This window comes from Sediminispirochaeta bajacaliforniensis DSM 16054 (assembly GCF_000378205.1).
In the GTDB taxonomy this organism is placed as follows: Bacteria; Spirochaetota; Spirochaetia; order DSM-16054; family Sediminispirochaetaceae; genus Sediminispirochaeta; species Sediminispirochaeta bajacaliforniensis.
Genome location: NZ_KB899441.1, coordinates 1 through 22,006 on the forward strand (window position 1 = coordinate 1; position 22,006 = coordinate 22,006).

Annotated in this window: 16 protein-coding genes; 9 read left to right on the forward strand and 7 right to left on the reverse strand. The window is 54.7% G+C overall.

The window, feature by feature from the left end; translation table 11 throughout:
* The 3 genes from F459_RS24305 to F459_RS0120860 all read right to left on the reverse strand — a co-directional run.
* The coding region (locus F459_RS24305) for a hypothetical protein (RefSeq protein ID WP_081623770.1) at nt 1-326 on the reverse strand (326 nt) is incomplete at its 3' end.
* 91 nt (nt 327-417) lie between these two features.
* Entirely contained in the window at nt 418-1,029 is a 612-nt protein-coding gene (locus tag F459_RS0120855; RefSeq protein WP_020614598.1) for a MarC family protein, read from the reverse strand.
* Between the two features lie 6 nt (nt 1,030-1,035).
* The gene (locus F459_RS0120860) at nt 1,036-1,824 is read right to left on the reverse strand and encodes an SDR family oxidoreductase (protein ID WP_020614599.1); all 789 of its coding nucleotides are present in this window, start codon (nt 1,822-1,824) and stop codon (nt 1,036-1,038) included.
* A 292-nt stretch (nt 1,825-2,116) separates the two neighbouring features.
* On the opposite strand from F459_RS0120860, the gene F459_RS0120870 reads away from it, so the two are divergent.
* Genes F459_RS0120870 through F459_RS0120880 form a run of 3 tightly spaced genes read left to right on the forward strand, consistent with a single transcriptional unit; the run spans nt 2,117 to nt 8,731 of the window.
* Nucleotides 2,117-2,644 (forward strand): flavin reductase family protein, encoded by a 528-nt coding sequence (locus F459_RS0120870; RefSeq protein WP_020614601.1) that lies wholly within the window; start codon nt 2,117-2,119, stop codon nt 2,642-2,644.
* A 10-nt stretch (nt 2,645-2,654) separates the two neighbouring features.
* Nucleotides 2,655-5,354: a PD-(D/E)XK nuclease family protein gene (locus tag F459_RS0120875; RefSeq protein ID WP_020614602.1), complete on the forward strand. Its 2,700-nt coding sequence runs from the start codon at nt 2,655-2,657 to the stop codon at nt 5,352-5,354.
* Nucleotides 5,345-8,731, forward strand: coding sequence for a UvrD-helicase domain-containing protein (locus F459_RS0120880; protein WP_020614603.1), 3,387 nt, complete (start codon nt 5,345-5,347; stop codon nt 8,729-8,731). The genes F459_RS0120875 and F459_RS0120880 overlap by 10 nt, the downstream gene beginning before the upstream one ends.
* Before the next feature lie 4 nt (nt 8,732-8,735).
* Here F459_RS0120880 and F459_RS0120885 read toward each other — a convergent pair whose 3' ends face one another.
* Nucleotides 8,736-9,680, reverse strand: coding sequence for a pseudouridine-5'-phosphate glycosidase (locus F459_RS0120885; RefSeq protein ID WP_020614604.1), 945 nt, complete (start codon nt 9,678-9,680; stop codon nt 8,736-8,738).
* Complete coding sequence (locus tag F459_RS0120890; protein ID WP_020614605.1) at nt 9,667-10,608, reverse strand: PfkB family carbohydrate kinase; 942 nt, start codon at nt 10,606-10,608, stop codon at nt 9,667-9,669. Before F459_RS0120890 ends, F459_RS0120885 begins: the two co-directional genes overlap by 14 nt.
* Nucleotides 10,609-10,679: 71 nt before the next feature.
* Between F459_RS0120890 and F459_RS0120895 the strand changes: the two genes are divergently transcribed.
* Entirely contained in the window at nt 10,680-11,249 is a 570-nt protein-coding gene (locus F459_RS0120895; RefSeq protein WP_020614606.1) for a hypothetical protein, read from the forward strand.
* 3 nt (nt 11,250-11,252) lie between these two features.
* On the opposite strand, the gene F459_RS0120900 is transcribed toward F459_RS0120895, so the two are convergent.
* Nucleotides 11,253-12,284, reverse strand: coding sequence for a threonine aldolase family protein (locus tag F459_RS0120900; RefSeq protein WP_020614607.1), 1,032 nt, complete (start codon nt 12,282-12,284; stop codon nt 11,253-11,255).
* Between the two features lie 13 nt (nt 12,285-12,297).
* On the reverse strand, nt 12,298-13,569 hold the full coding sequence (gene aroA / locus F459_RS0120905; RefSeq protein ID WP_026295140.1) for a 3-phosphoshikimate 1-carboxyvinyltransferase: 1,272 nt from the start codon (nt 13,567-13,569) through the stop codon (nt 12,298-12,300).
* A 55-nt stretch (nt 13,570-13,624) separates the two neighbouring features.
* On the opposite strand from aroA, the gene F459_RS0120910 reads away from it, so the two are divergent.
* From F459_RS0120910 to F459_RS0120930, 5 genes are all read left to right on the forward strand, one after another.
* Complete coding sequence (locus F459_RS0120910; RefSeq protein ID WP_020614609.1) at nt 13,625-15,157, forward strand: hypothetical protein; 1,533 nt, start codon at nt 13,625-13,627, stop codon at nt 15,155-15,157.
* Nucleotides 15,147-16,082, forward strand: coding sequence for an alkaline phosphatase family protein (locus tag F459_RS0120915; protein ID WP_020614610.1), 936 nt, complete (start codon nt 15,147-15,149; stop codon nt 16,080-16,082). Before F459_RS0120910 ends, F459_RS0120915 begins: the two co-directional genes overlap by 11 nt.
* A 41-nt stretch (nt 16,083-16,123) precedes the next feature.
* The gene (locus tag F459_RS0120920; protein ID WP_020614611.1) at nt 16,124-16,909 is read left to right on the forward strand and encodes an SDR family NAD(P)-dependent oxidoreductase; all 786 of its coding nucleotides are present in this window, start codon (nt 16,124-16,126) and stop codon (nt 16,907-16,909) included.
* Nucleotides 16,902-17,807: a nucleoside-diphosphate kinase gene (locus F459_RS0120925; protein ID WP_020614612.1), complete on the forward strand. Its 906-nt coding sequence runs from the start codon at nt 16,902-16,904 to the stop codon at nt 17,805-17,807. The genes F459_RS0120920 and F459_RS0120925 overlap by 8 nt, the downstream gene beginning before the upstream one ends.
* A 244-nt stretch (nt 17,808-18,051) precedes the next feature.
* Nucleotides 18,052-22,006, forward strand: a 3,955-nt coding sequence (locus tag F459_RS0120930; protein ID WP_020614613.1) for a beta strand repeat-containing protein, incomplete at its 3' end; no start/stop codon positions are given.

Here is a 22,006-nt window from a genome sequence, read left to right on the forward strand (position 1 = left end):
GCTGAGGATGCGAGGCATTGGTGGGCAAGGCGGCGGATACGGTCTGAGACGGTGGAACAGGAGACGTTAAGGATACGAGAGAGGTCTCTGATACCGGAGCTGGTGACGAGGTGAGCGAGGATGGTTTTGTAGGAAAGGTGGAAATGGGTCCAGTAGTCGATGCTGAAGGTGCGGGTGGAGAAGGAGAGGTGGCAGGTTTTGCATTTGAACTTTTGGATGCGGGGGGAGGTTTGGGTAGAGTAGGAGCCAGTTCTAAAGAACCAGTGGCCTTTTGGAGAGAAGTGGTTGAGACAATGGGGATTGGGGCAGAAGGGGGGATGGAACATGGGAAAACTCCTTTTTCTGGTAGTTCGTACTATAAGTAACTACGAGAAAAGGAGATTTTATTCATTTTTCACCACGATTCCGGACAGTAATCTACATAAGCAGCCTGATATCAAGTACTCCGTTTACCATCATCTGCACTCCCATAGTACAGACAATCAGGCCTGTGATCCGAATCAGGGCTCCCATGAGATTGTAACGATTGAGAACATTTCCGATTTGCTCGCTGAACAGCATCACAATCATGTTGACTGCGATAACCGTCACGATGGCCGTCAGCACACTGCCGATTCCGTACATGGTCTGGAGGCTAACCGAAGCGGTGATGGTGGCGGGACCGGCAATCATCGGACTGGCAATGGGAACCACCGATGCATCGTGCAGTTTTTGTCCGTGGCTCAGTTCAAAAAAGAGCCCCTTGTTCAAAGCCGTGTAACCTCTGACCGCAAGTACGAACCCTCCGGCAAGTTTGAAGCTGTAGAGCTCGACATGGAAAAGCTTGTTGAGAATGAAGTTACCGGTCAGACCAAAAATGAGTAGGATCGCCATGGCAATGACTGAACTTCTAAACACCACCCTGTTGACCTCTCCGTGGGGGTACTCCTTTGACAGGGTGGCAATAACAAATACCTTGCTAATCGGATTGATCAGCGCCAGCAATATGAGGAAACTGTTGAAAAAATCGTTGCCGTTAAAGAGTTCCATAACGGCTTACCATACTGTATGCATGGCGCCTCCGTCTATGGTGAATGAGTGTCCTGTTACGTAAGATGCGGCGGGGGAGAGGAGAAAGGCCGCCGCCGCACCAAACTCTTCCGGTTCCCCATACCGGCCTGCCGGGATCTGTGTTTGCCGCTTTTGCCTCACCGCATCTACGGGAATATCTTCTATCTCTGCGGCATTTTCATCCAGTTTTTTAAGGCGATCGGTGTCGAAATAACCTGGTATTATGTTATTTACTCTAATTTTCCGAGGGGCAAGCTCTCTGGAAAGGCTTTTGACAAGGCTTGCCACACCGCTACGCATGACGTTCGACAGGATCAGATTTGCAATTGGTTCTTTGATTGAAGAGCTGGTGACCGTTAGAATCCCTCCACCTCCGGAGGCGAAATGCTCCGCAGCCTCCCGAATAAGACGAATGGATGAGAGAAGCGTCAGTTCAAAGGCGTCCTGCCAATCTTCGTCCGAAAAATCTGAAAACCCTCCGGGAGGCGGCCCCCCGGCGTTGACTAAGAGCCCGCTTACAGGCCCTGCCGCCTTTGTCCCCTCTCCAATCCAGCGGCGTATTGAAGTGTATTCCCGCATTTCCAGCGGCAACCCGATACAGGTTACCCCGCTCTCTTTCGTGATTTTCTTGGCCGCGGCCTGGATCGCATCCTCGTCCCTACTGCCGATGACCACTTTGGCCCCCTCTTTAGCGGCTGCCATGGCCGTTGCAAAGCCGAGTCCCCGACTTGCAGCTGCGATAAATAGCGTTTTTCCCCTAAGCTTCAGATCCATACTCAAGCTCCTTCCTCTCTGCAGTATGAAAGCAATTCAAGGTTCTCCAAAGTCATTTCGCCTCATCCGCAAGGCTTTTCCGCTGAGACGATCTCTTCGGATGCCGATGCATTTTGCTGGGGTACCTGCAGCTCCAGCATTGATGTATTCCATCCCTATAGTCTGTTGCTTTACGGCCGCTTATCCTTAATCGCCCTAGGCAACTGACCATACCTCTATGGTAGTTTTTTCATAGATGCTTGGCAAGGAAAAAACCATCGACCATAATGGTGAGGTACAAAGGAGAAACACTATGGATCATGCTGCAACATACCTTACAAAGGTCGATATCAACTCGCTTCAGTTTAATCCCTGTATAGAGATCGGTAGGAACTGGATGCTGATCACAGGCGGGAGTCCCGATGCCTGGAATACAATGACCGCCAGTTGGGGGGGGATGGGACATCTCTGGAACAAGGATGTTTGCTTTATCTTTGTCAGAAGGAATCGGCATACCTGGAAATTTATCCAGGAAGGAGACCGCTTTTCCCTTTCTTTTTTCGACCCAACATGGAAGAAGGCCCTGGCTTACTGTGGTTCGGTATCGGGTCGGGATGTTGATAAAACAGTGGAAACGGGGCTGCAGCCGCTTGCTCTTCCGGGAGGTTCGGTAGCCTTCCGCCAGGCGAGGTTCGTAGTGGAGTGCCGGAAGCTTTATACCGGACAAATAGCTCCTGAGGGGTTTCTCGATCCTTCCCTCCTTGATAACTATCCCGAAAAACAGTGGCACGACATGTATGTCGGAGAAATAACCGGGATTTTTTCCGGCCGAACCGAATAGGAGTACCGGAATGTTTGACGGAATCGACCGCTTCATCGCCGGGACCCTTAGGCAATCGGCAAGCTGTCGCTTTGTATTCCCCAGCCAGGTAGTGGCCGATTCCCGTCTCGCCCGTGCCCTTCAATACGGTGCTGCGGCTGCGTTAAGGAAGGATCGCTTTATCAGCTGGGACACCTTCAAGGAGAAGGTGTTCGATGAATCCCGCAAACAACGCCCGGTGAACGGAGCCCTGCGTATGCTCTTTGCCACCGCCCTCCTTGATGAGAACAGTAAGAGCAGTCCGCCCCTTTTCCAGCGTCTTGTGCCTGTCGATTACGCCGAACTCTCCCGTTCCTATCGTAGCCTCGTCACCGCAATTCTTCCACGTCTCGACGGATTTCTGCGGGAGCTCGACGGCTCCGGTCTCAGGGAGCGCTTTCCCAGGGCGCTCATTACGGATATCGATCTGCTTGCCTCCCGTTATGGGCGGTTTCTGTCCGAACGGAATCTTTTCGAGCCGGGTGCCGCCCTGCCTGAACCGCGCCCCCTGCCGGGAATCAGCTGGATACTCTTTCCCGAGGTGCTGGAGGATTTTAGTGAATATGAATCCTCCCTTTCCCGCTGCGAAGAAATCAGAACCCTCGACACCGGTGATTACCTTCGGTCCGATGATTCCAATCACCCGGTTCTGCTGCGGTATCGAACGGCTGCCGCAGAGCTTGCGGCCTTGATTGAGCGGATTGCCGCCCTTTTACAATCCGGTGCGGATCCCAGGGAGATAGCGATTACCCTCCCCGACGATAGGGAGTGGCGCCCCCGCCTTGCGGCCGCCGCCGCCGATCGTTCGATTCCCTTGCGTTTTCGGGGGGGAGAGCCGCTTAGCGAGAGCGTCCCCGGGCGGTTTTTTCGCGCCTTGTGGGAGACCTCATCCGGTGACTGGGCCTTTGATCAGGTAGAAAATCTTTTCATGAATCAGGCAGTTCCCTGGCGCTCGGCCGGTTTGGTCAGACGGATTGTCCGTTTCGGCCGGGACTATTTTTGCCATAAGGGGGCCCGCCTCTGGGAGCAGACCCTCTCGCGGGCGGAGCGCCCGGTTCTCGCATCGACCTTCGTCTCCCTTCGGGACGGCATCAGGCAGCTTACCGGGGCAGAGAGTTTCGCCCTGCTCCGGGACCGAATGCAGCCCTTCCTCAGAACCCATATCGATCCCGATGGCTGGGCCGATGATGATCTGCCCGTGCTGCAGCGTTGTCTGGAAAGCCTCGGAGAACTTGCCGAAGCAGAGGCTTCCGCGGGCCTGGGCGAACTTGGAGCAGTCTTTCCGCTCTGGCTTTCCTATCTTGAAGGTCGCCAATACGTAAGACGCCAGGAGCGAATGGGTATTTCCGTCTATCAGTACCGGGTGTCCGCCGGTATCTCACCGAAGTACCATTTCCTGCCCGGTTGCGGACAGGAAAAAAGCAGGGTCCTTCTTCACCGTTACTCCTTCCTTTCGGAAGAAGAGCGCAAACAGCTTTCCGGAAGCGAAAAGGATCTCTCTTCCGCCTTTCTGGAACTCTATGCCTCGGCTGGAAGCGGCGCCGAAATCTCCTTTGCCGACGAAGGGTTCGGCGGACCCGATTTGCCGCCTTCGGAATTGATCGACTATGAAAGGCCTGGTGAACAATCCGGAGACGAGCGTTTCAGCGATCCTTTTACGCATGAAATCTTCTATTGGACCGGAGGGATGCTTCCTGCCAGGCTTTGGCCCCTGCAGCAAAAAGGACTTCTACGATATCTTGCCACCGGAGGGGCCGGCAAACGGGTCGATTTTACCGTCCGGAAGGTAGAGGACGTCAATCTGCTGCGAAGCTTACTTTCCCGTCTTTCCGGTGGACGGGATGAGATCGAAATCAGTCCCGCCATGCTTGAGGCCTTCTGGTCCTGTCCCTTTGCCTTTCTTGCAGATCGCTGTCTCAAGGCCAGAGAGCCGGAACTCGAACTGCGTTTTACCGATCCCCGTATTGTGGGAAACCTCTTTCATACGGCGGCGGCACGTTTTTTTTCCGATACATCTGCCGAGGATGCGGATGAACGGATGGAGCAGCTCCTTTCCAGGCTCTTTTCCAGCTGGCATCGAGGCCCGGAGCCGGTGCCTCTCCCTCCCGTTGCCGGTGCTATGGAACGCTTTGTCCGTGCCGGGGCAAAGGCATTAGTACGGGAGTTTTACGACCATTTTTCCTCCTTCCGTCCCATGGCTGTGGAAAAGGGGATGAAAAGCCCCCGAAAGGGTCGAGGTATCTCTCTGGAAGATGATCGGTGGAAGATAAGCATGAGCGGCCGTCCCGACTGGATCGGACGCAGCGCCTCCTCCTACCTGATCATCGACTACAAAAAGCGACTTTTCTGGAAAAAGGGACAGTTGCTACCCGATGACGAGAGCCTTCCCCAATCCTTTCAGATGGCCCTTTATCGGAGCTTGCTTAGGGAAAATGGCTTTGGCGAGGCTGCTGCCGCCTATTTCGATATGACCAGCGGCCTTTTTCAGCCGGTCTGCGGGACAGAAGAAAAACAGTGGTTCGATGATGAGCAGAGCCGCTTGCTTTCCGATCGCCTGGATCAGGCCCTCGATGCCATGACGGCAGCCCTGGAGGATGGAAGCTTTTTTCTCCCCTCCGGTCACTGTGACGGCTGCTCGCTTCGCGGGGCCTGCAGAATGCGGTTTCATATGAAGGATGTACGATGTCGATGAACCTTGATTCCGAACAACAACAAGCCGCCTTTACCGACCATTCCGCAGTCGTTTCGGCTGGGGCCGGTTCGGGAAAGACGACGATCCTCTCCCGCCGTTTTGTCTACCTCGTCGAGACCGGACGAGCCTCTGTCGATGAGATCCTTACCCTCACCTTTACCCGAAAAGCGGCCGCAGAGATGTACGAGCGGATCTACCGTGAACTGAGGAACACCGTCCCCGAGGCTGCAAGGGCCTATGACCAGGCAACGATTTCTACCCTCGACAGCTTCTGTGCCCGTATTGTCCGGGACAGGAGCGACCGCTTCGGAATCCCCTCGGATTTTGTTCAGGACGATCAGAAGGCCGAAGATATTGCCAGGGCGGCTGCCCTTGAAACCCTGCTTCGGCATCGTGGAAGCGATGCTCTCGAGCAGTATATCGATCTTTTCGGCTTCGAAGGGGTCCTGGAAGGGCTTTTTGTTGCCCTGGCCACCAGGTTTTTTACCTTTGCCGATACCGCTGGCATGGGAGAGCTTCTTGCCCGGCAGGAAGCACACCTGCGCAGCGAAATCCCCCGTCTGCTTTCCGGCCTTGATGCCCTGAGTCAACAAATCCTGCGCCTTGATCCCGGTGCTCATAAGCAGATTGCCGATGCCCATGCGCTCTTTTCCAGGCACGACATCGGCGAGCTCTTCGAAGCCGGTGCCGACCATCCGGATGATCTTTCGGCCCTTCTTTCCCGGCTTACGGCGGATTTGAAAAAGCCGAGGGGAAGAATTGCCGAGGGCAACGCCGATGCTCTCGAGTATCGCGACCTTGTGGAGAACTGGAGGGACGGTGCGGGGCTGGCGGCCTCTGCCGCGGAAACCCTCTCGGCCTGGCCCCTGTTTCAGGAGTTGGGAGAGGTGATCGATCGCTTTCGCAGCAGCTATGAGCAGGAAAAGCGCATGGCAGGGATCGTTACCTTTCGTGATGTCCCCGCCATGGCTGTCCGTCTTCTCGAGGAGGACCCGGAGTTTCGCAGCAGCTGGAAGCATTCCTTTCGCTATATCATGATCGACGAGTTTCAGGATAACAACGATCTTCAGCGTAAGCTTCTCTACCTTCTGGCCGAGAGGCCCGAACGGATGGAGAAGGGGGTACCTCGTGCAGATGAGCTTGTCCCCGGAAAACTTTTTTTTGTCGGTGATGAAAAACAGTCCATTTACCGTTTCCGGGGTGCCGATGTGGGGGTCTTCAAGCGTTTGGGGGATGAGCTGGTCTCCGCCGGAGGCGTTTCCCTCGATCTTTCCCGTAACTATCGGAGCGAACCGGCCTTAATCGTTTTTTTCAACGACTTTTTTCCCCGGGTTTTTGCCGATGCAGGCCACCCTTACGAAGCCAGATTCCGCCCCCTTTCCAGCCGGGAAAAAACCGAGGGTGTTTCTCCAAGGATTTCCCTTTTCTACTACCCCGGATCTTCCGAGGAGGAGGCTCTACCGGCCCCGGAGGCTGAGGCGTGGTACCTTGCCAGGCGAATACGGGAGATGGTGGAAGGAGGAGAGCTGACTATTGCAGGAGGGGCTGCAGATTACGGTGATATTGCCCTTCTGATGCGCTCCAGCGGTAATCAGATCAGTTTTGAACGGGCCTTCCGCCGCCTGGGCATCCCCTACACGGTGCAAAGCGCCCGGGCCCTCTTTCTTGAGGCCCCGGCGAGTGATTTTTATCAACTCTTACAACTGGCCCTCTATCCCGAGGACCGGCTTGCCTATTTTTCTCTGCTGCGGTCCCCCTTTGCCGCTCTTTCCGACGATGTGATCGCAGCCGTCATGCTCCGTGAACAGGCAATACATGCCGCTCCCTTTGCCCTTGACCCCGGTGATCCGATCCTGGGTGATGAGGGGGAGCGATATCGTCTTGCAGGCCAGGCCTGGCGAATGGTCAGGCAAGAGGCCGACCGGGTTCCGATTAGCGAGCTTATCCGCCGTCTGTGGACCAACTTCGGCTATCGTTATGCGGTACTTCGCAATCCCGACTACCATGTCTATCTCGAGTATTACGATTACCTTTTCGAATTTGCCCTTCTCGCCGACAGGCGGGGTGAGAATCTTGTTACCTTTCTTAGGTTTCTTCGAAAAAATCTCGGCAAATATGAGAAGGTCGAAGAGGTGGAACCCTCCCGGCAAGAGGAGCGGGGGGTCCGTATCATGAGCGTTCACAAATCAAAGGGACTTCAATTTCCCGTTGTCTTTGTGGCGGGCTGCGGATCAACCGGAAGAAGGGAACACGAGGGGGCTTCTCCCTTTCAGCTCCATCCCGAACTCGGAGTGACATTGTCGGCTCCATCCCGGGAGCGTAAGAGCGGCAAGGCCAATTTCTTCTACCGCCAGGGGCTTGAACTGGAGAACGAGCAGGAGGTCGCCGAGCTCAAACGACTGCTCTATGTTGCGGCGACCCGGGCCGAGTGCCATCTCTTTTTTTCCGGCTATCATGGCCGGAGCAATAGGAAGATGGATGGGTTGGGGCGTTTTGCTCTTTTGAATTGGATCGGAAAAGGGTTTGGTGCCGAAAGCGACCAGTGGGAGTGTGATCCGGCCTTTGAGGGCCGTATCGAAATCATCCCCCCTGTGACGATCGAAGAGATAGAGAGGAATGTAGTAAGCAAAAGACAAGGCCCGTCACTACCGGAAGCCGCGGAAAAGTATCGAAAAGCCGAAATTCTCGCCTTTCCCGCCCCTGTCGAGGCCTTCTCCCCCAGTCTTGTCTCCGCCGCAATATCGCGCCTTTCTGTACCTCAGACGTCGAATCTCCAAGGGCAACGGGATCTATCGGCTTTGGATAGTGAACTTCCGGCAGACCGTTATCTCGGAGGAGAGGAACGCGTTACCGCCTTCGGCTCCCTTTGCCATCGTCTTATCGAGGAGGGGATTACCCAGGGGGTGATAAAGGGCGATGTCCGGGAACTTCCCACACCTTTTCGCGCTCTTTCGGACAAGGCCTCCTCGCTGATTCTCGATACCGCCGTCGATCTTGCACGTGCTTTCATGGATTCTCCTTTCGGCCGCTTGGCGCGACAGGAGCAGCAGGCAGGAGGTTCGGTGAGCGAAGTCGCCTTTCTCTTTCTTACTCCCGCCGGCCGTTTTGTCGACGGCTCCATCGACCTCCTCCTTGAGAGAGGGCCGGACGGTGGAGCCGAGGCCGTGGTAGTTGATTTTAAAAGCGACCGGGGAGATGATCCTGAACACCATCTACCTCAGCTTGCCATGTATCGTGAGGCCGCTTCTCATCTGACGAAAAAACCGGTGCGGACCTTCCTCTGGTACTTGAGGAAAAAGAAGGCCGTCGAAATCGAGACCGATGGCCTGGATTGCGACGGCCTGATCGACCGCTATCTCGAGCTGAGTGGCCGGTAAAGACTTATTCTTCTTCGCTGAGGGCCTTTGCGATACCCGCGGCCACGGTCGCATTGTTTTTCACCAGGGCGATGTTCGCCGTAAGGCTTTCTCCTTCGGTAAGGCTTTTTACCTTGTCGAGGAGAAAGGGCGTGATTTTTTTGCCCCGAATTCTGAGGCGGTCGGCCTCTGCAAGGGCTGCCTCGATCGCTCCGTTTATCTTTGCCGTTTCCATGGAATGGGCCTCGGGGATCGGGTTGGTGATCAGAACGCCCCCTGAAAGCCCCGCCTTCCACTTTGCATCGAGGATTTGGGCTCCCTCTTCATAAGAATCGATTCGATACTCCAGCGAAATCCCGCTTGTTCTGCTGTAGAACGCCGGCAGTTCATCGGTACCGAAGCCAAGCACGGGAACGCCCATGGTTTCCAGATATTCCATGGTGAGAGGAAGATCGAGGATTGCCTTCACTCCCGCGCACACCACGGCCACATTGGTTTTGGCCAATTCCTGAAGATCTGCGGAGATATCGAAGGTCGATGGTGCACCCCTGTGAACGCCGCCTACTCCTCCGGTTGCAAAGAGCTTGATACCCGCCATGGATGCGGCGATCATGGTTGCCGCCACCGTGGTTGCCGCAGAAGACTTTTTTGCGAAGACCACTGGCAGATCTCTGCGGCTTGCTTTTACGATATCCTTTCCGGTGGCAAGAAAATCGAGCTGTTCCTTGCTGATCCCTATTCGAATAACTCCATCGATAACGGCAATGGTTGCAGGAACGGCACCTGCCGATCTGACGGTTTCTTCCAGGCCCTCGGCGGTTTCCATGTTCTGGGGCCAGGGCATGCCGTGACTGATGATGGTCGACTCGAGGGCAACGATGGGCTTCCCTTCTTCCGCCGCCTGGCATACTTCTTCTCCGAAGAGTAGGGGATATGTTCTCTCAACGGCCTTTGTATTAATGCGTTTCATCTATTCGCTCCTTCAGGCTGGATACGTTCATCTTTGGTGATACGCTTAGATCCGATTCCAAGGTGAGAGACGCAGCGGCAAGACCTGTAATCAGCGCCCGTCTCAATCCGGCCTCTGTTTCACCAAAGCTATTTCCCTCGGAAATGAGAGCGTAACAGAAACCTGCGGCAAATGCATCCCCTGCACCTCCCACATCATGGACAACGGTCGGCAGGGCCCCCATCGAAAAGGGCTCGATCCCCAGATCGGGAGGAGGAAGGAGGGACGCTCCGTCCGGCCCAAGGGTAACCACGCAGCCGCATTGGGGAATGCCATGCTCCCTTTGCCCTACAGGCTTTCCCGGGAACAGGGCCTGCCATTCGTCACGATTTGGGAAGAGCCAGCGGATCTTCGAAAGATAGGGGGATAACCGAATGGCCTTGGATACGGATACCGGGTCCGCAGCAACGGGTACCCCTGCTGTCTCCGCCCTTGTAACCAGCTCTTTGATGAGAGGGGTGGGAAGGTTCGCATCTATGATGAGAAGTGCCGCCTCTTCAATGGAACGAAACCAGGGCGCGGAGGTCTCGCATGTCAATCCTTCGGTTGCAGACATATCGGCGACTGCCATCACCAACTCTCCCTTTTCATCGAGAATGGAGAGATAGCATCCGCTTGGCTGCCTTGCGCTGCGAATGACGAGTGAGGTATCGATTCCGCTTTTTTCACAGCTCTTCAGGACAAAACGTCCTTGCGTATCCTCTCCCACGGCTCCGCACAGCCTTACCCCTGTTCCCAGCCGGGTGAGATTCTCCGCAATATTACGCCCTACTCCTCCGGCAGCAGTACTCACCCTGCCGGGGTTGGAATCACCGGGGATTGCTTTTGCAAAGGGAAATCCCTTTATATCTACATTGATACCGCCCGCAACGATGATGTTTTCTTTCATGTCGGCAGTATAGCCCTCCCTACGGAGGACGTGAAGTGGAATATCATGTGTGTGGATGATATCTTTAAGATATGAAACAGAGAACGAATTGCTATGTGATCATCACCATTATCATGTTTTCCGTCTGGGTTTTGGGTTGTACAACCCCTGCCGAGCATGAGGGAAAAGGAGAAAAGAGCGCCCCGGCTCTTCCCGATGTTTCAGGGGCCAAGCAAGAGGTGCCTGCAATAGCATTCTCTCCGCTTACAAACAGTGAAGAGCTTAGTGCTGCCCTCGGCGTTCCTCTTTCGGTGGAAACCGAACAGCGCGCCAATCGACACAACCCCGATGTGACTGATTTGATCATCACCTATACCTACGATGGTATCACCTTCGTCCTTCAACGATCAGGTTACGACGGGCGGGAGTTCCTCATGAACGTTTTACTTACCGGAAATGGGTGGACCATCCCCGAAGGGGTTTCGGTCGGTAACGACAGAGGGGACCTCCTCCGTAGCTTTGGTGAGAGCAACAGGGTGGAAGATGACCGCGTTATATATGAACGTCCTGCCTCTCTTGGGAGTTCGGCAATGGTACGCTACACCTTTGTTTTCAGCGGCGAGCGTATCAGCTCCATCGAGATATCGACCTTTCCCCTCTAAGGTTCATATCGAGCAGTTGCTGATCGCCTTGCAGATCTCTTCTGCATCCTGATCATCTATACCGAGATGGGTGACCATTCTGATGGTTCTTTCTCCCGAGGGGCCGCACACTATCCCTCTTTTTTTGAGAATTGCGGCTACCTGTACCGCATCGTGATTAGATGTGTCAAAGTAGAGGATATTGGTTTCGACATCCGCCGGATTGATCGTTGCCCAGCTTTTTTCCGCCAGGGCCTGGGCAATCTGGGATGCATGCCTATGGTCGTCGGCAAGGCGTTCGATGTGGTGTTCCAATGCGTAGATACCAGCGGCAGCCATGAATCCCGCCTGACGCATGCCTGCTCCGAGCATTTTTCGAATCCGTCGTGCCTCTTCGATGAATTTTGCAGAGCCGCAGAGAACCGCGCCGACCGGGGCCCCCAGCCCCTTTGAAAGGCAGAAGGTGACGGTGTCGACCAATCCGCAGTAGCGTTTCGCCGCTATTCCCTTTGCAATGCAGGCATTGAACAATCTGGCACCGTCCATATGAAGCAGAAGGTTCTGTTTCTTTGCAAAGTCGCTTACCGCCTTCAGTTCCTCAAGGCTCCAACAGCTGCCGCCTTCCTTATTATGGGTATTCTCCACCGAGATCATGGAAACGCGGGGCATATAGTAGATATCCGGCCGTAAATGCTTTGCAAGTTCGGTCGGATCTATGATACCGCGTTCTCCTTCCACCGGGACAATGGTTACCCCTGCAAGGGCCGCAGCCGAAGAAAGTTCGTAGTGGAGGATGTGGCTGTTTTTTTGAGCAAGGATCTCGTTCCCTCGACCCCCGTTTATCATCAGCGGAATGAGATTTCCCATCGATCCCGAAGGGATGAAAAGAGCGTCTTTTTTTCCGGTGATTTTGGCCGCAAGCTCCTGGAGCTTGATGACTGTGGGGTCCTCACCATAGACATCGTCGCCGACATCTGCACGATACATCGCCTTTCGCATGTCCCGGGTGGGAAGGGTGATGGTGTCGCTTCTCAGATCGTAGAATTTTTGTTTCATGGCCGAAATTCTATCACACTTTGCGTATCGAATCGAGGAGGGAAAAGAAGTTCGGAAAGGTGACGGCCACCGCCCCATCGTCGTCGATAATCACCTCTTCCCCTGCGCCCAGGGCTGCAATGGCCTCGGCCATGATCACCCGGTGGTCGCCGTGACCTCGGACGTTGCCTCCCGAAAGCCCCTTGGGCCCTCTGCCCGAAATAAGTAACCCATCTTCCATCTCCCTAATATCGGCACCCAGGCCTGTAAGTTCCAAGGCCATGACGGCGATCCTGTCGGTCTCTTTGATTCGGGCCTGGGGTACATTGATCAGCTGCGTTTCTCCCTTTGCAAAGCAAGCGGTCGCCGCCAGGGCAGGAAGGGCGTCGGGGATGGAATTCAGATCGAATGTGCCGCCGCAAAGGCCCTCTTTTGGTCCTTGGATTTCGATTCCCCCATCTTTAGGAGTAACGCAGCATCCCATCTTCTCCAGGATGGGAAGAACCATCTTGTCGCCCTGAATATCCGTGGGATCAAGCCCTTTAAGGAGGAGTTTGTCGCCGGTGATCGCCGCCGCACAAAAAAAGAAGGTGGCGGAGGAAAAATCGGCCGGAACTGCGGCGCTGAAGGGCCTGTAGTGCTGCCCTCCTGGGACCAGAAACCACTCTAAGCCCCGCCTTTGGTATTCGATTCCCTGGTCGTCGAGCCATTTGAGGGTCATCTCGACATAGGGGCGTTCGTAGAGTAGGGGGACCTCAATCTCTGTGCTCCTGCCCGAAGGGGAAAGAGGGGCTGCCAAAAGGAGGGCGGAGAGATATTGGCTTGTGGGACAGAAAATGGAGACTTTTCCCCCTTGCAAAGGACCTTTCACCGTGAAAGGAGCGCAGCCGGCCTCTCCCGATTCGGTGATTTCGACGCCCAACGCTCTCAGCGCATCGAGAAGAGGAGCGGCACTTCTCCGCCGTATCTGTTCATCCCCATCGAAGCTTACCGCCTTGTCCGAGGCCGCGGCAACGGCCGCCGCAAGGAAGAGAGAGGTCCCGCTGTTTCCCACATCGATATGTGCTTGCTTCATGGCACCGCCGGTACCCTCTACAATCCATCTTCCCTGCTCTTCCGCCACACGGGCTCCCAGACTGCGGCAGAGGGAAAGGGCTGCCCGTGTATCCGAAGAATCGAGGGGGGCCTGGATGATCGAGCGCCCCTGTGCGGCGCTTGCAATGAGCAGTGCCCGTATGGTGTGGCTCTTTGATCCGGGTATTTTGAGGCTTCCGGAAACTCTTCCTGGCGATACGATCCGTTTCATGGCGTTCGATTGTACGAGCATAGAACAACGGTGTCAAAGGTACTACAGTACTTCTATGGGTGATCTTCTGCTTTATCTGGCCGTTCCCCTTGTTATCTATCCTCTTGTAATCCGCTTTGTACTCACTCCGTTGGTTTTTTGGCGTCTGAGCTCCCGGCACCTTCCCGAGGAACTGGAATATATCCGCGACGGCTGGTCGGAGCCGAAAGAGGCCGAAGCGGTGGAACGAATCATCGACTTTGTGAAGGCCCGGCTCAGGCCTACCCAGCCCTTTCACCCCAGGCCGCTTGATGATGCCAAGGAGCTGATGTTGCTTGTCGGCAGGACCTATTATCCCGATGCGGGCCCTGATGGGGAACTCCGCTTGAATTTTTCCATTCGCAGATTGCTTGAGAGCGGCCTTTTAGCCTACGGAGATCTTGTGAAAAAGTATGGGGATAAGGGATGGTTCCGGCTCCTCTCCTCTTTTCCATTGAAATGGTTCTACCGCTACGGTACAGTGGACAGATGGCGGCGTCGCTTCTACAATTTTGTCCCGGTGAGAAAGGTAGCCTCCCTGCGGCTTGTAGGTCCCCTGTTTCGGCTCCTGCTCCTTCCCTTTCTTGGGGCGCCGGTTCTTATCCTTGCCATCATACGGAGCTTTTTGCTTATCGGTCTCCTGGAGGGGTTCAGCAGATTTTATTACAGCGAGCTGTTGATCCGCTTCGGTTACTATCTCCTCTATCTTTACTGTGATAAAGAGAGTCTGATAGCCGAACGATCCGGAAGGGTCAACCGAAAACAGGTTTCTGCCTGGGGAAAAATCGCCGAGTCTCTTTTACAGGAAAATGATCCGGAGATGCAGGCCGATGCGCGTTACCTTACTGCCCTTCGTCGCTATCGACGGCTCCTTGCAGCATGGAAGATAGACCCCGACAGGGTCGCCCTGCGTAGGGAGGCCTCGGCCCTGGACCGTCAGGACAACGTCGACTCCTTTGGTGAGTTTCTTTTGCGGGTAGCCCGCCGTCTTTTCCATTCGGGAAAGCAGGCCTTGGTTCGGATCGTTGATTCAGGGGCACCTGCCATAGAGGATGTGCAGCGAATGAAGGAACTTGCCGAAGCGGTTGGAAGTGCTTTCTACCCCGGTCAGGGACGACCAGAGTTGAATCTCCGCCCCGGGGATCTCATAGAGAGCGGCTATCTTGCACTTCTTCTTGCTTTTTATCGCCTCTACCAAATTCCGGGACTGCCTCAAACCCTTGGAGGAATTTCTCTCAACGTTGCCATTACCGTGAAGGGCCTGATTGAAGATGATTCTCTACGTTTCGCGGCCAAGGGCTTTCAAAGTGGTTGGAGGGCCTGGAGGGCGAGTCGCCGAGTTCGGCGGTTGGGACGGGTGATACGTACGGGAAGTGGCATCACCGGCTTTGCCGTCACCCTTGCCGTTCCCATTGCCGGGCAGGGGGTGGTTGATATGGCTCGTTCCTTTGCTTACCATCGGGTGGGTAGGCTCCTCTTACACCTCTACGGTCGCAGCCTTCTGCCCCGTAAGGGGTTTGATCCCCGATTCTTCGAGGCCTTCTTCCCCGGGGGGAACGATGACGCCTAAGTCTCTCCTTTTTGTCTTTCTCGATGGGCTAGGCATCGGTCGTCGGGATCTCGCCCATAATCCCTTTGTGGCTATGACTCCGAGACTCGACGCCCTTCTGGGGGAGGGATGGAATTTCGGTATGGTAGGGGAGCCTCCCGGTACCGTAGTGCTTCGCCGTCAATTGTTACTCGGCCATATCGATCCGGTTATGGGTGTACCGGGATTGCCCCAAAGCGCCACCGGTCAATGTTCTCTTATTACCGGTGTCAACTGCCAGCAGGAGATCGGCAGACATTGGGGGCCTCGTCCGAACAGTAGGGTGAGAGAAGTGATTGGCAGGGGAACGCTTTTTTCCGCGGCAAAGGCTGCCGGAGGCGAGTGCCGCTTCGCTGTTGCCTTTCCCGATTCCTTTTTTCAGGCCCTTGCCTCCGGACGGCGGATTCCCAGTTCTCTCCAGCAAGCCTTTCTCGATATCGACGGCAGGCTTCCCGATTACCAGGATCTTGTGGATGGCAAAGCTCTCTCCTCCGACATCACCGGGCTGGGATGGCAAAAAGAACTCGGTTATGGGGAAATTCCCCTTCTTAGCCCGGGGGCGGCCGCCGATCGGCTTCTGGTTTTGGCCAAGTCGGCCCGTTTTACCCTTTTCGAGTATTGGCTCAGCGACCACATAGGTCATCGGGGCAGTTTTGCGGAGGCACAGTCCGCCGTGGAAACGCTTGACCGCTTTCTTTCTTTACTTCTCGAAGCATCGGCCGAAGGCGAGGAGCTTTTGGTTCTTGTCACCTCGGATCACGGTAATCTCGAATCGATGGAACGAAAAAATCATACCGATCATCTTGTTCCCCTCCTTGTCGCAGGCCCGGGAGCCGAAGGGGCCGGTGGACTCGAAACCATTTCCAATGTTGGGCGGTGGATGCGCGACCTGCTTGCCTCTGATTGAGCAATCTTTTACCATGGACGGTACGGTTAAGGAGGCTACACGTGCGCTATTACATCATTACCGGTACCAGCAGAGGGATCGGAGAAAACCTTGCCAAGGCTGCGGCATCCGGTGGAAACGGTACGATGCTTTTTTGCATCAGCCGTGGAGGAAGCGAGGAGGTCTCGAAGTTTGTGGGAAATAGTGGTGCTGTTGTTAACGATATACGTTTTGATCTTTCGAAGACTACAGAAATCGACGACCTTGTCGAACGTATCTTTAGAGGAATAGATGCGGCACACTGCGAGGAACTGGTGTTAATTAATAATGCCGGTGTTCTTGAACCTGTCGGCCCTGCAGGCTATAACTCTACGGCGGCGGTCGAGCACCACATGAGGGTCAATCTGCTTGCTCCGATGCGATTGACTTCACTCTGTATCGCTGCCGCCGCCCGGGCCGCCATATCAGGCAGAAAGCTTGCTCTTCAGATTATCAGTGGTGCGGCACATCGTCCCTATCAGGGCTGGAGCGCCTACTGTGCCGGTAAGGCCGGCCTTGCAATGTTTGCAAGAACCGTTGCTCTGGAGCAGGAGGAGGAAGAGCACCCCTTTCTTTCTCTGGCCGTGGCTCCTGGGATCATAGACACGCGGATGCAGGAAGTGGTGCGAAGGAGTGATCCCCAGCAATTTCCCGATCGTGACGCTTTCGTACGCTATCATGAGGATGGGAGGCTTGATGATCCTCGTGAGACCGCTTCCTGGCTCATGAAAATCATCAATGATACTAGCTTGGAGAGCGGTTCGATTATCGATCTTCGTGAATATCGAAAAGGAGAGGTCCATGGATAATAAGGCTCTGATATTTATCAAACCCGATGCAGCCAGGCCCAAGGTTGTCGATTTTGTCGTGAAATTCCTCGATGGATGGGGGGTATGCCTCTCTGAGCCGGTTTCGGTACGGGGCACCACCATTGCGGCCGAGAGGACCATCGATAGACACTATTTCGCTATTGCCGGAACCGCGGTCGAGCGCAAACCCGTCGATTACACACTATCAGAAGATGCCAGGGAAGTCTTTCGGGGAAGTTTCGGCCTTCGTTGGGAAGAGGCCCTTGCATCAGGGCTTCTGCTGAATGCGCAAGAGGCCCAGGAACGTCTTGGCGGAATATCCGGAATCGACCTGAACGAGCTTTGGAAGGCAAGCAGGCAGGTGAAAATGGCCCCCGGCCTCTATGCCGGCTTTTTTGCCGACAAAGGCTGGTATGTAATAAACGGCTTCTATCCCGGTCAGCGTGAGGTTTTTACCAACCCCGATGCCCAGGTGATATTGTTCGAGGCCTCTTTTTCGCCGGAGAAACTCCACTGGGAAGAGTTCAGATCAAAGGTGATCGGGGCAACTGACCCTACAGCTGCTCCGGAGAGCTCGCTGCGAGGGCAGATCCTGACACGATATCAGGAACTTGGCATTGCACATCGCCCCGAGATGAGTCGGAACGGAATCCATGCCTCCGCCGGTCCTGTGGAAGGCTTGCGGGAGCGTATGGTTTGGCTCGGCCGCGACCCTTCCATCGATCCTCTTTCCCGAAAACTTATTGCCGAAGGCCTCAACCCGGGAGAGCTTGACCGTCTCCTTGAAAACGCAATGGTTTCGGTGAGTGGCAACAGGGGACCTGTTTTCGATCTTACCGAGGATATAGACAGCGACGAAGCGGCAGGGCGGCTTCGGGGGGTGGTTTTCGAGGAGTAAATCCTATGCCTTTTCTTTTTCATGTCGCTAATTAGCTCCACCCTTTCAAAAAGGTGATGTAACAGCTTCTTCGATGTGTTATATTTTAGATAAGATGCCGTTCAGCTGGAGACTCTTTCGTAAGAAAGCATTATTAGCTTTTGTTCTGCTGCTTGCCATACCTGCGTTGGCTTCTGCTCAAAGTCGAATGCCTGCGCAGCCGTCCTCCTATAGTGATTCCGTTTATTCTACGCAGAACTGGCTTATGACGGGATATCCAGCCGCTTCTGCCGGAGATCGAGATCGGGTTAATGTTATCTTTTATGAGATTCCGAACACGATTTCCGGAACAATTTATTTTGCCATACGTGATCCGGGGAACGATGGAACGCATCCCGATTATTCGGGAACTGGGGGACATTTTCGAGTCGATTATTACCTCTATGGCGGAAGTGGTGCTTATTCCGACACAACATCCCGCCTGCAGGATTATTCCGGCAGTCAAAGCAGCGCCATTGCTGCAGGAACGGAGCTCGATTCATATACGGCCGATACGGAAACGGATAGTTCCGATAATGGCTGGGTCTATTTTACCGGAGTCAGCCCTTCCGAGGGCGAAAAGATCGGAAACAAATATTATTTCAAGATTGCGATAATCGGACAAGCCGAAAATGTTTATCAAAATGCCTTTCAACTCGATGTTTCTTATTCCGACAGCGGTTCTCCCTCGGGTATTGCTTCGGCCAGGGCTTTTGCTTTTAATCTGACATTTGGGATGACACATCAATCCGGCGATTCCTCGACAATAGGCGACTGGAGTTTCTATCCCTTTGTGCCGGACGAGGCTACGGATAGCCTGACTGCAAGTAACTATAGCCTCGGCGGTAGCTTCTCCCCGGCGCCTACGGCGGAAATGTATACCTATGACGATACATCGGCCGGAAGCGTAACCGTATCCGATTTTCCATCGGGGAGCGCTTCTACCGATTTTTCTATCGGAACGGAAACAAATCGAACCTGGAAGCTGGTGATTTCCGAGGCCGATACCTCGAATGAGGAGTATCCTGCCGATGTCTGGTTCAATAATTCGAATTCAGGTGAGGCTTACCGAATCTACTCGGCAAAATATAAGCCCCCGGCAGCAGACCATGTTTCGGTTGATGAGGCAGATGGAGCCGCTGTTTCCGACGGTAGCGACACCGAACGGATCGTGTTTCAAATCGTCGATTCTTCGGGGGATCCTGTTCCGTATGAAAAGAATCTCTATATATCGCTGAGTGGTTCTATGGGTGGCTCTCCCGAAATTGCCGATGCATCCGATACCGATCAAAACCTTCCCGCATCGACCGCCGTCATCACAACCACTTCGGACGGAATGGGATGGATCGACATTACGGACGCGACCGAGGAAACTGTCTCGGTTACGGTTTTTACCGACGGCAGCTCTACGGACGGGAATCGAACGGCGAGTAGCTTATCAGGCACAAACGAAAGTGGTTCGGTTGTCTTTGCCGCCAAGACCTTACCGTCGATGATTTCGGCCGGCAATACGACCTTGGATGTCGGCACAGCTTCGGCTGGTCCTTTGGCCAATATTGTGATTACCGAAAATGAAGCTGATGCCATTACTACGACGAATGGTTTGAGAATCAAGCTACCTTCGGCCTTGAGCGATACCTATTTCGATACGACGGCAACCCCAACCCTCGATACAAGCGGCAATAGCAGCGGTGCCGTCGGCTCTGTTTCCTTCGAGGGAGGGGCCGGCACCGAGAATGTGATGGTCATAGCTGTCACGACCGCCTTTACCGCCGGAGATTCGGTTACGATATCGGGGGTGCAGCTTGATACCGGGACTGTTTCGGGCAATGGGAAGCTCCTTCTCTCGATCGACGGTGGAACGGACTATCTTGTTCGGGATAGCAAGGTTGTTACGGTCATGGATACAAGCAGTAACACCTGGCTCGGAAGCTCCGGAACGAATTGGAGTACCGACGGTAACTGGTCCCTCGGAACTGCCCCTACGGCCGGCCAAAACGTTACAATAAAAAATGTCAGTAATGAACCAGTACTGGACGCCAATACAGCCAATCTTGCAGATCTTATTATAGAAGAAGGTGCATCTCTTGATTTGTCGGGTAACGACCTTACTGCCGATTCCGTAACCAATGATGGGACGATCCTGCTTCAGGGAGATGAGGGCGTAACAATAAACGGCAACACCTACGATGCTATTGCAGATTTCGACCCTGCAAGTGGTAGCGTCGAGTATTACGGCTCCGGCTCCTATTCTTCTCTCGCTTTCGGCAACACATACTACGATCTTACCATTTCAGGCGGAGGAAACTACGCTCTTGGGGCGGCTCTCACCGTTGAGAACGGTCTGACTGTCTCTTCTGGAACCCTGGATGCCTCGGGAGGCGCCTACGATCTTCTCCTCGAAGGCGATGTTGATTTCAGCGGCGGTGCATTCTCCAAAGGGACGGGAACCTTTACCCTTCAGGCGGCAGATGCCCAGAGTCTTGATCCTAACGCACAAGACCTCGGGGCTTTCCTTGTGACCGGTAGCGGAACTGCCGTTACCCCTTCGGGAGATCTTACCGTGGATTCGCTTACCATTGATTCCGGTGCCTCTTTGACGATTGGGACGGGCATCAGCGTCGATGTGGGAAGTGGTGCGCTTACCAATGCGGGAACCCTCATAAGCTCAGGGGCCATTACTGCAGGAGATTTCTCGTCTACCGGGACCTTTACCAATTCTGCGGCCAATACCATCTCTGCATCGGGCGATGTCGTCATATCAGGAAGCTTCGGTGGTACTTCAACCGACAACACCTTGACCATGAGTGGGGACGGAACAAGCCTTGACACCTCGGAAAACTTGGGGAATCTGAGCGTCGATCCCGGTAGTGGCAACATCGTTTCCCTTGCAAATAACGCCCTTGTTCTCGACGGTGATCTTGCCATTAACAGCGGAAGCCTTAAGGTAGCGGGGCTTGGCCTCACCGTCTCAGGCTCTTTTTCCAATTCCGATACCCTCGGCTTTGCCGGTGGAGAGAGTACGGTATCCCTTCCCTCGTCACCGATACCCGGTACGGTGCACTACTATGGCAACAGCAGCACCACTGGTTTGGTAGGAGGAAATTCCTATACCGATCTGCTGTTCGAAAACAGCATCGATACAAATTCTGTTACCTGGACGCTTTCAGCCGATCTTTCCGTGTCCGACATGCTGACAGTTGGCTCGTCTACCACCCTTTCCACAGGAGGGAATAATGTAACGGCGAGTGGGGATCTGGATGTAAGTAGTGGAACGCTGGACGCGGGAGGATCCGGGACGATTACGATAGGAGGAGATGTCAGCTTCGGAACGCTGACTGGCGGATCGGGATCGACGCTGGAGCTTGACGGGAGCAGTGCCCAGGCTATCGTGCCGAACGGACAGAGCTTTGGAGCGGTGAACCTAAGCGGGAGCGGAGGAGTGACGCTGAGCGGGACCGGGAGTTTCCAGTCGCTGACGATAGCGGGAGGAGAGAGCCTGACCCTGGGAGGAGGGGCGGTAACGACGGGGCTGACGGTGAACGGAACCGTGACGAATGGGGGAAGCCTCTACCTGAACAGCGACGATGCCGGAGGACCGACGAGTCTGTCTATGGCGGACGGGACGACGATAGCGAACAGCGGAGTATTGCAGGTGGCATCATCCACAGGGGCGGTAGAGCTGTCGAGTCCGGGAACGACGACGCTGACGGGGAACGAGCTTGACGTAAACGGAAAAAGCCTGAACCTGGGGGGATTTGAAACGGCGGTAGATCATACCCTTGGGGCGGGAGATACAGTAACGCTGGTGGGAGATGCGACGTTCAGCGGAACGCTGACGCTGAATGGGACGGGGGCATCGCTGACGACGGGAAACAATACACTATCGACGGGAACGCTGACACTAACGGAAGGGACGGTAGTGGTAAGCGGGAGCGGGGATGTTGATGCGGGAAGCGGGGCGGTGACGGTCGGAGCCAGCGGTGTGATGACCTTCAATACGACGGGAAGTCCCGCGCTTATAAGTGGAGACTTTACAAGTAGTGGAACGGTGAACAACAGCCAGACAACCTTGGTGAGGGCGTCTGGGGATGTGGAGATAGACGGAAGTTTTGGAACGCCTGCGAACTCGACGATAGAGATGAGCGGGGCGAGTGCGACGATCAACACGGTGGTGCAGG